The 12224-nt window shown below is 54.7% G+C and carries 9 protein-coding genes; 3 read left to right on the top strand and 6 right to left on the bottom strand.

The window, feature by feature from the left end; translation table 11 throughout:
* Positions 1-816: an ABC transporter ATP-binding protein gene (locus AC2FEB_RS10085; RefSeq protein ID WP_117873715.1), complete on the bottom strand. Its 816-nt coding sequence runs from the start codon at positions 814-816 to the stop codon at positions 1-3.
* A 1-nt stretch (position 817) separates the two neighbouring features.
* Positions 818-1942, bottom strand: a complete 1125-nt coding sequence (locus AC2FEB_RS10080) for an ABC transporter permease (RefSeq protein ID WP_496672949.1) — start codon at positions 1940-1942, stop codon at positions 818-820.
* A 261-nt stretch (positions 1943-2203) separates the two neighbouring features.
* Between AC2FEB_RS10080 and AC2FEB_RS10075 the strand changes: the two genes are divergently transcribed.
* From AC2FEB_RS10075 to AC2FEB_RS10065, 3 genes are all read left to right on the top strand, one after another.
* A complete protein-coding gene (locus tag AC2FEB_RS10075; protein ID WP_496672839.1) occupies positions 2204-3736 on the top strand; it encodes an alkaline phosphatase family protein in 1533 nt (510 codons plus the stop codon).
* 128 nt (positions 3737-3864) lie between these two features.
* Entirely contained in the window at positions 3865-5760 is a 1896-nt protein-coding gene (locus AC2FEB_RS10070; protein ID WP_496672842.1) for a PAS-domain containing protein, read from the top strand.
* Positions 5760-6461: a response regulator transcription factor gene (locus tag AC2FEB_RS10065; RefSeq protein WP_496672844.1), complete on the top strand. Its 702-nt coding sequence runs from the start codon at positions 5760-5762 to the stop codon at positions 6459-6461. Before AC2FEB_RS10070 ends, AC2FEB_RS10065 begins: the two co-directional genes overlap by 1 nt.
* A gap of 142 nt (positions 6462-6603) precedes the next feature.
* On the opposite strand, the gene AC2FEB_RS10060 is transcribed toward AC2FEB_RS10065, so the two are convergent.
* Genes AC2FEB_RS10060 through AC2FEB_RS10045 form a run of 4 tightly spaced genes read right to left on the bottom strand, consistent with a single transcriptional unit; the run spans position 6604 to position 12205 of the window.
* A complete protein-coding gene (locus AC2FEB_RS10060) occupies positions 6604-7914 on the bottom strand; it encodes an HlyD family type I secretion periplasmic adaptor subunit (RefSeq protein ID WP_496672847.1) in 1311 nt (436 codons plus the stop codon).
* Positions 7898-10045, bottom strand: coding sequence for a type I secretion system permease/ATPase (locus tag AC2FEB_RS10055; RefSeq protein ID WP_496672850.1), 2148 nt, complete (start codon positions 10043-10045; stop codon positions 7898-7900). Before AC2FEB_RS10055 ends, AC2FEB_RS10060 begins: the two co-directional genes overlap by 17 nt.
* Positions 10042-11385, bottom strand: coding sequence for a TolC family protein (locus tag AC2FEB_RS10050; protein ID WP_496884013.1), 1344 nt, complete (start codon positions 11383-11385; stop codon positions 10042-10044). The genes AC2FEB_RS10055 and AC2FEB_RS10050 overlap by 4 nt, the downstream gene beginning before the upstream one ends.
* Positions 11372-12205, bottom strand: coding sequence for a SapC family protein (locus AC2FEB_RS10045; protein WP_496672856.1), 834 nt, complete (start codon positions 12203-12205; stop codon positions 11372-11374). The genes AC2FEB_RS10050 and AC2FEB_RS10045 overlap by 14 nt, the downstream gene beginning before the upstream one ends.
* Positions 12206-12224: the final 19 nt, after the last annotated feature.

Raw genomic sequence — 12224 nt, 5'->3', positions numbered from 1 at the left:
TTACCTGTCCTGACCCTTCTGTTGCGCCGCGCGGGCTCGGGGGCCTGTGAAATATTCCTGCACCCAAGGATGGTCCACTTTGGTCATGTCCTCAATCGGACCTTCAACCAGCACGCGTTTTTCTGCAAGCACTGCAATGCGGTCGCAGATGGCGTAAAGGCTGTCCAGATCGTGAGTGACCATGAAAACCGTCAACCCAAGTGCCTGCTGCAATTCGCCGATCAGTTCATCATATGCAGCCGCGCCAATCGGGTCCAACCCGGCAGTCGGTTCATCCAGAAAAACGATCTCGGGATCGAGCGCCAGTGCCCGTGCCAGCGCGGCGCGCTTTCGCATTCCGCCCGACAGTTCCGATGGAAACTTGCCGCAACTCAGCTGGGGTAGACCCACGAGGCTGATCTTCAACGCGCCCAGCGATTCCATCAGCTTTTCACTAATGCCCGTGTGTTCTCGCAGTGGGGCCATCACGTTTTGCAATACGGTCAGCGATGAAAACAGCGCACCATCCTGAAAGGCTACGCCCCAGTGCCGTTCTATCCTGCGGCGATCTTCTTCGGGGCCGTTCAGGACATCGACGCCCAGCACTTCTATACTGCCCGCCGCAGGTTTGTTCAGACCCACAATTGTACGAAGTAAAACGGATTTTCCGGTTCCGGACCCGCCAACAATACCAAGAACCTCGCCACGCCAGACATCAAGGTTCAGGTCGTCATGAACCACCTGTGTTCCGAATTGGTTCCTGAGACCGCGAACACGGATCACGGCGTCACGCTGCGCTGTGGTGTGTGCCGCCTTGTGCTGGATGCCATCGTTCATGTCAGATTCCGATTTCTGAAAAGAAAATCGAAAACAATGCGTCGATTGCAATCACCATGAAAATGGATTGCACGACCGAAGCTGTCGTACGCTGCCCGACACTCTGGGCAGACCCTTTTACCTGCATGGCCTGCCAACAGGCTATAACCCCGATGACCAATGCAAAGAACGGTGCCTTGATCAAACCAACTGCAAGTTGCCAGACATCGGTGTTTTCTTTCAAACGAGTGACAAACATGCCCGGGCTTACGCCCAGATCGATCCAGCTCATAAGGGCCCCGCCGAACAGGCCGGCAACATCTGCGACAAAGCCAAGAATGGGCAGCATTATCAACAACGCCAAAACACGTGGAACGACCAGAACCTCGATCGGGTCAAGACCCAGCGTCCGCATGGCGTCAATCTCTTCCTGTACTTTCATCGAACCAATCGAGGCCGTAAATGCGGAACCCGAGCGGCCGGCAACGATAATGGCGGTCAGCAAAATTCCCAGCTCTCGCAGAATAGAGATCGAAATCAATTCGACCACAAAGATTTCTGCCCCGAACTGTTTCAGCTGTGTCGCACCCTGAAAGGCCAGCACGACACCGATCAGAAAACCCATCAGGGCCACGATGGGAAGGGCTTTGACCCCAGTTTCCTGCATATGCGTCACCAATGCCGCTTTTCGCAGGCGCCACGGTATGACCAGGGACCGAAACAAGCGGTGCAAGGTAAGGCCCAGAAATTCGAGGATCGATAGAGTATCCTTCCAGGCTCCGAATGTGCCCTGACCCACATGAGCGACCCAGTCCAGAAATCCACGAGGTTCCTCGAGCTTTCCGGGTTTGTCCGGGATACTGCGGGTTACAGTGTCTATCAGCGCCGCATGTGCGGGTTTCACACCGTGAAACTCCAGTGTGGCACCGTTTGACGTGAACCTCCGGCCAAGGTCTGCAACCAGCCAGGCTCCGCCCGTATCCAGTGCTTCGACGCCGGACAGATCAAAAACGACCTTGCCCCCGAAAGGTTGGACTGCAGCAAAATCACGCTCCACAGTTTGCAGGGATTGGGTGACCAACTCACCAGAAATGCGCACTTGATTGCCGCTGGCGTCGCGCTCTGATGTTATCGTTGGCTGCGTCATGGTGCCATGTGAAGTAAAACACTCAATGCCCGCAATGACTTTGTGCCATTTGGTCTGGTTTTTGCCGCGAAGGATGGCCTTGGCGTCACGCCGGGTCGTGAGTAGGAACACTCGAAACTTGAAATGGGAGCGTTGTTTTTCTCGGGTCAAATTAGACTGGAAGAGAAAACGCAGGACTGTTCGACTAATCGGTTGCGCGAAGATCGGAAGCGGGACACATTCCGCAGCGGAACCCAGGGTGCGAATTTCGGAGAAGTCGGTATGCATCACGCCAAGAACGTTCTGTTCATCATCATCGACCAATTGAGGGCAGATTGCCTGAGCGGCGCTCTGGCCGATAACGTAAAACTACCGAACCTGCGGGCCTTCACGGATGAGGCTATGACCTTTACGCGCCATTTCTCTGTCACCAATCCCTGTGGACCATCCCGAGCATCGATTTTGACCGGCCAATACGCGATGAACCATCGTTCCGTGCGAAATGGTACGCCGCTGCGTCATGACACTCCGAACATTGCTACGGAAATGCGAAAGGCGGGTTATATGCCAATGCTGTTCGGGTACACAGATACATCTGCCGACCCCCGAGTCCATGATCCCAACGATCCCGTGCTCAAATCTTATGAGCAATCGATGAACGGGTTCCTTGAAGTTGTCGAAATGCGCCTGGAAGAGTCATATCCCTGGCAATCATATTTGATGAAAAATGGCTACACGTTCGAGACATATTGGGATGTCTACAAGCCTGTCTCTCCGGATGGTCAGGTTCCCAAGTTGAACGACCCGGCCATGTATCGGGCTGAACACAGCGACACGGCCTTCCTGACCGATGCGTTTCTGGACGGGATTGCACCTTATCGTGGCCAGGGGTGGTTTGCTCATCTGACTTACATCCGTCCGCATCCACCTTTGGTCGCACCTGCTCCGTATAACGACATGTACGATCCGGCGGATATCCCGCTGCCGCAGCGCTTGCCGAGTGAAACCGCTGAAAAGGCGCTTCACCCATTTTTTGGGCCAAAGCTGGATTCTTATACCGCAAATAAGTTTGTTCATGGCTTCGATGATGTTGAGCCAACAGATGAAAACGTTCGCACTTTGCGAGCTGTTTATCTGGGATTGGCGACCGAGGTCGATCACCATATCGGGCGCGTTGTTCAGTATCTCAAGGACAGTGGGCAATACGACGATACCATGTTGGTCATAACGGCTGATCATGGCGAAATGCTGGGCGATAGGTACAGCTGGGGCAAAATGACTGTGTACGACGCGGCCTATCACACTCCGCTTATGATCCGCGTGCCGGGGAACGAGGCAAGGGCCGGCGCAAAAGTCACCGTTCCTACCGAATCCGTTGATGTGACGCCGACAATCCTTGATTGGATTGGGCAGACTGCCCCAAACGCCATGGATGGCCGATCTTTGCTGCCCTTATTGCATGGCGACGTCCCCGATGACTGGCGCAGCTATTCCTACAGCGAGCTGGATTTCTCCGAACCCGAAGAACCGACCCTATGGCAACAGCGGTTGGGAACGGGCAACAGCGATTCATGTCTGGGAATATTGCGGGACGAACGATTCACGTTAATCGAATTTGCAGCTGACCTCCCGCCGATCCTGTTTGATCATCAGGGCCGGGGAGAATTCGAAAATCTTGCGGAAAACCCCGAGTTTTCTGCTGATCTTGCCCGATTGGGCAGACAGATGCTGCGCCACCGGATGCGAAACATGGATCATACCTTGTCGTTGCACTCCATCACCTCCGAAGGCGCGAAGTCCCGTTCCAGGTATTAGGATCACTGCACGCTTTTGTCCTCTTTTCTGTTGGATAAGGCAAATTGCTTTGGACATTTTGTCGTTCATCAATTCCACTACCGGCGCATGAATTCTGATGGTACCCATGGGTTGTGGAGAGGACCAACTTGGACATCACCGAACAGCGCATAAAGGCGATGACGACTGCCGGGCTGAACCTCATCGGTCAGGCGCTTTCGATCTATGACAGTAAGCTGAAACTGGTGTTGAGCAATCGTCGGTTCAAGGAAATGTTCGACCTGCCGGATGAACTGGTCGAACGCGGAGCCTTGTTTCGGGATACCATCCATTTTCTCGCCAGCCGTGGGGAATACGGTGACGAAGAAAGCGTGGAGGAAATGGTCAACCTGCGTGTAGAGCAGGCTTTGGCGTTTGAGCCTCATTATATGGAACGAGTACGACCCAACGGGCAAGTTATCTCGATTGAAGGCGCGCCACTGCCGCAGGGCGGATGGGTTGCGGTCTACACCGACATAACCGGCACCCGGCGTGCAGAAAACCTGCTGCGGGCGCGATCGGAAGAATTGTCGGAACAATTGCTCGGCCACGCCGAAGAACTGTCTGCAACCAACCGAAAGCTTGCGGCCACGATCACGGCATTGGAAGAGGCCAAACGCGAGCTGACCGAGATTGAAGCCCGCACACGCATGATGACTGAAATGATGCCGGCTCATATCGCGCATTTGGATAGCACTGGTCGATATGATTACTCCAACCGCCGTTTGAGCGCTGTCTTGCCCGGACGTCCGTCCGAAATTTTGGGGCTTCACATATCTGAAGCGCTTGGTGCCGCCGCGTTTCAGAGGGTCGAAACGCATCTGGCAAAAGCATATGACGGAGAAACCTCCGTATTCGAGTTCAACGAGGATCAGGATTCCCGCCGCATCCGGGTTTCATTCACTCCGGATGACGCCGGAGGCGTGTATGTGATGTCGGTTGACATCACCGAAGAAACGCAGGCGCGCGTTGTCTTGCAGCAAACACGCCGACGGGCGATGGCCGCCCAAATGACCAGTGGGTTGGCACACGACTTCTCCAATTTGCTGACGATCATCCTTGGGATGCAGTCCAAACTGAACAAAATGGACCTGTCGGATGAGGCGCACGAGCTTGTTGCCGCGACTCAGCAAACCGCGCGTCGGGGTGGGCAATTGCTGAACCGGATCGCGGACATGACCGGGAACCGTACGCCACAGCCTCAGGCCACGGATATGAGGGCACTTTTGGAAGACCTGAGAATTTTGGCCTCGCCTTCTTTACCGCGCGGCGTCGGTTTGTCAGTGGTCAACACTTTACCGGACCGGGCTTTGATGCTGGACCCGGGAATGGTACAGGATGCATTGCTGAATCTGGTGCTGAATGCGCGGGACGCCTGCGGCAGTTCGGGCCAGATTACAATCAGCGCGCATACTATCGGAGAAATTTGGATTGAAGTCACCGTATCAGACACTGGCCCGGGCTTTACACCAGAGGCGCTGGAAAAGGCGTTGAATCCATTCTTTACCACCAAGGGAAGCGACGGGTCGGGGCTGGGTCTCCCCATGGTGTATGACACTGTGAAGCTCGCCGGTGGCGATTTGCATCTCAAAAACACGCCATCAGGCGCGTCCGTTGTTTTGCGGCTTCCATTTCGACCTGCTCCGCCCGTGCAGAACGGTTTGGTACTTCTGGTTGAAGACAGTGAAGATCTGCGGGGTCAGTTTCGGGATATGCTGGTAGAGCTGGGCTTCGCCGTCATCGAGGCCAATTCGGTAGATGAGGCGCTGGCGCTGATAAACAGCGTTGAAGACATTTCTCTTGTTCTATCTGACATTCGTCTGGAAGGAAGTGGGACCGGTCTGGACATATTGCGACAGGTGAAGCCGGGATTGCCATGTATCCTTATGACATCACTGCCCAGTTCGGACCCGTTGTACCGGCGCGCCCTTGCGTTGGCCCCGGTGTTGCGTAAACCGTTTTCGCAGGCTCAATTGTCAGACCTAATCCAAACCGAGGCCGCCTGATGACGCAACCGCTGGTTACCATCCTCGACGACGAACCCGAAGTCCGACGCATCCTGACGGACGCCCTGGAGGATGCCGGTTTCCGAACGCAGAGTTTTTCCCGCGCGCGAGAGTTCGAGGCTGCGCTCAATCGTGTGACGCCTGATGTCTGTCTGGTCGACCTGTCCTTGCCGGACACGGATGGGCTGGCGTTGGTTCATCGTCTGGCGCTGGAACAAGGTGCGGCCGTGATCATTATTTCAGGGCGTGCGCAGGTGCAGGATCGTGTTACAGGATTGGAGCTTGGTGCAGACGACTATATTACAAAACCGTTTGACCCTGCGGAAGTCGTGGCGCGGATCAGGGCAAGATTAAGAACACCCCGCACTCAGACCTCACATTCGGATACGGCAGAATTCAACGGCTGGACCGCACATTTTGACCGATACGTTCTTGAAAGTGAATCAGGTGACGAAACACCTTTCAGCCATGCTGAGGGGGAAGTCCTGCGTCTGTTTCTGGAAAGCCCCAAGCGGCTGATCAGCAGGGGGCAAATGCAAGAGTCCCTGGGCGGTGCAGCCGGAGACAGTTTTGACAGGGCGATGGATGTTCGGATTTCCAGGTTGCGTACCAAGCTGGGAGAGGATCCCAAGAACCCGCGGTTGATCAAGACGATCTATGGAGCAGGGTATATATTCTTGGGTGACGTTGGTTGGAAGTAGGCGCTGATCCAATCGGCCGAAACTTGGTCAGATGAGTTGTTTTCCATATCTGTTTGGTCTCTTCGAGCACTCAATGCTGAAGCTGCTGACAACTTGATACCCGTGTTGGAACTGACTCGTCGAACATAAATCGTCCCTTCGCTTATTCGCGCAACGCCTGATCTTTTATCTTCACAACCGGTTGCAGAATGTAATCCAGCACTGATTTGCGGCCAGACAGGATGTCCACTTCAGCGATCATGCCTGGTATGATTTCGACTGCTATGCCATTGCCATCAAGCATGGTGTTATTGGTTCGGATTTCCACAACAAAGACCTCTTCATCATTACGCTCTGATCGTGTGATCGTGTCTGCGCCGATGCGAATGATTTCACCATCCAGTGCCCCGTATCGTGCAAAATCATAAGCCGTGATTTTGACTTTCACAGGCTGACCCGCGTGCAAAAACGCGATGTCCTCAGGCTTTACATAAGCTTCGACAAGCAATGTGTCGTCCAGCGGCACGATTTCAACAAGGTCCTCTCCGCTACGGGCAAGGCCGCCGATAGTTGAGCGATGAATTCGGTTTACAATGCCGCGTACCGGAGACCGAACCTGCGCTCTTGAGGCCCGGTCGCGCAAAGCGGGCAAGGCGGGTTGCAAAGCAGCCAGCTCGGCAGTGGCAAGCGCCAGATCCGTCAGCGCTGCGCTGCGAAACCGGCTTCGCACCGCCTGAATCCGATCGTCGATTTCGTCCAAGCCCGTTTGCAAACTGTTGGTTACAGCTTCTGCCCGAACCTTGCGACCACGCCATTCGGCTTCACTCCGCCGCAACGCAAGCAATGTTGTTGCAGGCTCCATTTGACGCTCGACCAGCGGAGCCATGATCGCCCTCTCTTCGGCCAGGACCAGTAGGGTTTCGTCTGCCGTCACTTGATCGACCAGGCCTTCCTCAAATTCTCTTTGCTTTTGTTGACGCTGACGCTCCAGGATGGCGATTTCTGCCTCCAATTCAGCCCGTCGCCCTTGGTACAGTGCAGTTTCAGATTGTACGAGGGTCAGAGCGCCATTGATCAGTTGGACATCGAACTCCAGTTGTGTCCCATCTATTTCGGACCGAAGACGTTGGACCCGGGCCATAAGTCCGAATGCGCGTTGTTGTTCCTGACTGAGCTGACTGTCAATCTGGGTCGTGTCGAGTTCCATCAGCAATGCACCTTTGTCGACCAATTGACCTTCGCGAACATGCAGCGACTGCAATACGCCGGGCTCGGTGGCTTCGATCAACTGAATGTCCCCTGAAGGCACGATTCGGCCGTCCACACGCGTGACATCGTCCAGTTCAGTCAGATATGCCCACAATCCGGCGGCGATCAGGCAGAACAGGATCACCTGCAGCAGCAACGAACTCCGGACAGGAGAGCGCCCCTGCATCTCTCTAGCCAGTGCGGCCAGGTCAGGATGCTGCGACATTCAGGTGCCTCCCTGTCGGACGAACATGTTGTGTCAGCAGGCTCTTGGGACCATCTGCTGCGATTTTCCCGTTTTCAAGGATTATGACTCTGTCAACAAGCTCCAACAGGCTGGTTCTGTGCGTTATGACAACCATGGTTGAGTCCGCAGAGCATTTTTTCAGACGCTGGATAACCTGGGCTTCGGTTTTGACATCCATCGCGCTTGTTGGTTCATCAAGCAGGAGAACCGGCGGACGGCCGATGAGTGCTCTTGCCAGGGCAATAGCTTGCCGTTGTCCGCCAGAGAGTCCTTCGCCACGTTCCGCGAGTTGAAGATCGTAACCGCCTGGATGGGTGGCCACGAAATCTTCAACCCCGGCGGTGCGGCCTGCCTCGATCAGTTCCTGATCTTTTGGCCGGATTGCGCCACTTGCGATATTGTCCCGGACGGACCCGGAAAAGAGCCATATGTCCTGTAGGACAGATCCGATGTTGCGGCGCAGATCGCCAGGATCGATCTGGCGGATATCAAGGCCGTCGAACGTAACAGATCCAACACGCGGCGCGTACAATCCCAGCATCAGGCGTGCTATGGTGCTTTTCCCACAGCCAATCTGACCCAGGATCGCCACTTTTTCACCCGGTTTGATCGTGAATGAAACGCCTTGCAGGGTATCTTCCCCTCGGTCAGGGTAGGAAAAATACACGTTGTTGAAGGCGATCTCTCCTTTGAAATCGGGCCGGTTGACCCATGTTCGGCCTTGTGGGCGTTCGCTTTCCGCCATCATCAGAGTGTTGAGGTTTCGGTATGCACTTCGGGCTTGGTTAAGCCTTGTCAACGTCTGAGCCAGCTGCCCCAAAGGTGCCAGTGCCCGCCCCGTCAGCATCACCGAGGCAACCAATGCACCCATGCTGGTCTGACCGTCTGTGATCAGAAAAACACCATAAAAAACGATCAGCACCTGAGCGGATTGTTGTGTAAAACCGGTCAGGTTGAGAGCAAATTGTGTAACGGCCCGGCTCTGAGCGCCATGCGAGGATTGCCGTTCTATCGCCTGCTCCCACCGAGAACGCATTTGTCGACCGGCAGCGGTCGTCTTTATCGTTTCGAGACCCGAGACAGCTTCCACGAGTACTGATTGTTTAGATTGCCCGTCAGACAGGCTTTTTTCCGCCATGCGAGACAGGATCGGCTGCACCGCCAAACCCGTCAGCAGAACCACAGGTACTGCCAGAGCCGGGACCAATGCCAGTTGCCCGCCGACCAGATAAATCACAAATATGAACAACCCGATGAACGGAAGATCAACGACAGCAACAAGCGTTGCGGACGTGAAGAACTCGCGCAGGGTCTCGAACTCACGAATGGTATTGGTCATAGCGCCAGTAGAACCCGAGCGCGACTTCATCTGGATATTCAGAACTTGGTCGAAAATTCGCCGACCCATGAGCAAGTCGGCGTTTTGCCCGGCCTTGTCGATAAACGCTGCCCGCAGCAGTTTTAGCGCGAAGTCAAAAAGAAGCGCCAGAGCCACGCCTGCCGTCAAGGCAATGAGTGATTCGGTTGCCTCATTGGGCAACACACGGTCATAGACGACCATAATGAAAATTGACGTTGATAAGCCGAGAAGGTTTGCCAGCGCCGCAGCGAGCCCGACCTGTATGTAAGTCCATCGATTGGCGGATAGTGCCGCGCGAAACCAATGACCGCGGTAAGGCGCGTTACCAGCGTCCAATTCATCTGTATGATTTCGGCGGAACAAGACTGCGTAACCGGTGTAGGTTTCAGTCAACTGTTTTTCCGAGACTTCACCGATTCCTTCACCAAGATCCGGGTCAAAGATCAGCAAGGCCCCGTTTTTTGCCCGGCCATGATACACAACAGCCTTGTTTTCGACCATCAACAACAAGGCTGGAGCCAACGTCTCGTCAAATTTCGTGATGCGCCGCTCGCCATATCCCGCCTGTAAACCAGTGTTTTGCGCTACGGCGACGATGTCACGAATTGTCAGATCCCCGTCTGCGCCTGTCTGTGCCGCCTGTATTGTTGCGAGGGTGAGGGGGCGTTCAAGTGTAGCGGCAATATTCAAAAGGCAGGCTTCGAAGCTTGTCAAACGAGGGCGGTCTTGCATTGATTTCAACGTGCTCATTTCTCCTCGCTCCAGTTGCCGGGCGATATGCCGAGCAGATCCAAAATGTCTCCGGTGAGGCTCAGAGCTGCGTAGTTGGTCAGAAAAAAGCTCTGCTCGGCCAGGATCAGGCGTTCTTGCGCATTTACGTAATCGTGCTGAGCGTCCAGGATTTCTATCAGGCTGCGACGCCCAATTGAGAACTGCGCGCGGGATGCTGTAACACTGTCGGCATTGGCGGTCGCCGCAATACGGGCCGCACGCAGTCTTTCCGCTCCTGCTTTTTGATCGGATCGAATAAAGCCCAGTTCCCGCATGATTTCGCGAACCAATTGTTCTCGTGCAAATTCCGCTTCTTTCACTTCCGCTTCAGCTGCTGCGATGGCGGCACGGCGTTGACCAGTACTATCCAATTCGTAGTTGAATGAAAGATCCACGCCGAAATTTGCATCCCGAGTGTCATCCTGGTTGGCAAATGCTGCGACCCGAACGTTCGGTTTACGCCGTGCCTGAGCTGCTGACCACTCGGCTTTGGCCGCCAACAAGCCAGCGTCAGCCCTGCGTATCTGAGGGGTGTTCATCACAATCTGGGCGTCACTTCTATTCAGCGGAGGAGCGGGCACGGGTGGGGGTAATAAGCCGGGAAAAGTCCCGAACACTTCGCGGAATCGCGCTTCGGCCCGATCAGTTCGTGCTCGTGCATCCGCCAGTCTTGTGCGCGCATCTGCCATTCTGGACTGAGCGGTCAGAACATCTGCATTTGAACCCGCCCCACCCGCTGTACGGTCTGAAATTTGACGTACCAGTTCTTCATGGACCGAGACATTGTCGGCTGCGATACGGAGTATCTTCCTTTGATCAAGGACAAGTACATAGGTCTCAACGGCCGCCAGCGCCGTGGCCGATGCCGTTTGAATCTGATCACCCCGGCTTTCCATAACGCGTGCTCGCGCTGCCGTCAGATCCCCTGATGCGGCCCCACCGTCATAAACCAATTGCGAGATTCTCAGATTAGGTGAAACATCTGCAATATCCGATTCAACCCGTTCAGACCGCGCATTTATCCCCAACGATATCTGCGGAAGAAATGCGCCTTCAGCTGCATCTCGATTGGCTGATGCGACATCCATTCTGGTATCGCTTTGTGCCAGTGTCGGGCTTGTCTCTACCGCCTGGCGCACGCGTTGCCCGAACGCGCTTTGACTAAGTTCTGCCGATGGCTTTGTTGCACCGGCACCGGTGGTCCCGGGTGCAAAGGATACTGCCACAGAAGACAAATCAGGAGAGTGTGTGCAGGCGGACAGCAGTATCGCAAACACAGCGAACGCAACCCAAGATAGCATTGCCTTACTGGAACGCATGGAGACCCTCCTGCCTGCAACGGTCCATGGCTTCTTCTTTCTGTTGCGCCGCAACCAACGCGTCCAAAAACCCTGAAACACCGGTGGTCTTTTGTGTCAGAGAACCATCAGTTACTCGATGCGCGCGGGCATGAGCATGTGCCAGCCAAATACAATGGGTCAGCGAAATCTGATGAGCGTGAATCAGTCGCAAGCCCCCATTCGACGTAAGCAGTGACAAGTGCGCCCGGGGAATTTTCTCCAGAGTGTTCTGCTTGACGCCATAATGCCCGCATGGGACCTCAACCCCCTGGAAGGAGGTAAGCGGACTAAACAATCCCATGTCAGCAAGAACACGACATAGATGAGTTGTGTATCTCATCGACTCTTTCAGGGCGCGAAGGAAAGCTGCGACTTTTTTCAGTTCCGGCGAAAGTTGCCCTGATTTGTCGAAGAATACTTCGTCATCCGGATTGTCAGTGATGAGCCCAGACGTTTCGTCGACAAGCAAATCGTCGCTGCCGTCACCGTCCGGTTCAATCAGTTGGGGCCGGAACGGAGCGCAGCGCAAAGCGGATGGGACGTAAGTCGCAAGCCAATTGCCCTGCGCCGATACAAATGGTGTAGGCGGGTCTGGTTGCATGGACAAAACAGCCATTGGGTAATACCCGTATTCAGATTTCCGAAAAATGATTGGAAAAGTGGCTGCGGCCTGAAGAATTTCGGCTTCAACAACGGGGCAATCTGCCATATTTCGCGCGAAATCGAATGAGGTAAACCTCTTCCAGAACCGATGACCATGTCGTCGAATACTGACTGGAGTTAAGCCATTCTGTGCCATAACCGCCTCTTGATGTTGA

This window comes from Ruegeria sp. YTSC106 (assembly GCF_059609765.1).
The sequence above is the reverse complement of the archived record's forward strand: the minus strand, read 5'-3'. Positions and strand labels throughout refer to the sequence as shown.

Excerpts from the sequence above, each read along its gene's own strand:
- AC2FEB_RS10055 (WP_496672850.1), bottom strand. The coding sequence starts at position 10,045 with ATGAGCACGTTGAAATCAATGCAAGACCGCCCTCGTTTGACAAGCTTC.
- AC2FEB_RS10045 (WP_496672856.1), bottom strand. The coding sequence starts at position 12,205 with ATGGCACAGAATGGCTTAACTCCAGTCAGTATTCGACGACATGGTCAT.
- AC2FEB_RS10080 (WP_496672949.1), bottom strand. The coding sequence starts at position 1,942 with ATGACGCAGCCAACGATAACATCAGAGCGCGACGCCAGCGGCAATCAA.
- AC2FEB_RS10065 (WP_496672844.1), top strand. The coding sequence starts at position 5,760 with ATGACGCAACCGCTGGTTACCATCCTCGACGACGAACCCGAAGTCCGA.
- AC2FEB_RS10060 (WP_496672847.1), bottom strand. The coding sequence starts at position 7,914 with ATGTCGCAGCATCCTGACCTGGCCGCACTGGCTAGAGAGATGCAGGGG.
- AC2FEB_RS10085 (WP_117873715.1), bottom strand. The coding sequence starts at position 816 with ATGAACGATGGCATCCAGCACAAGGCGGCACACACCACAGCGCAGCGT.
- AC2FEB_RS10050 (WP_496884013.1), bottom strand. The coding sequence starts at position 11,385 with ATGCGTTCCAGTAAGGCAATGCTATCTTGGGTTGCGTTCGCTGTGTTT.
- AC2FEB_RS10075 (WP_496672839.1), top strand. The coding sequence starts at position 2,204 with ATGCATCACGCCAAGAACGTTCTGTTCATCATCATCGACCAATTGAGG.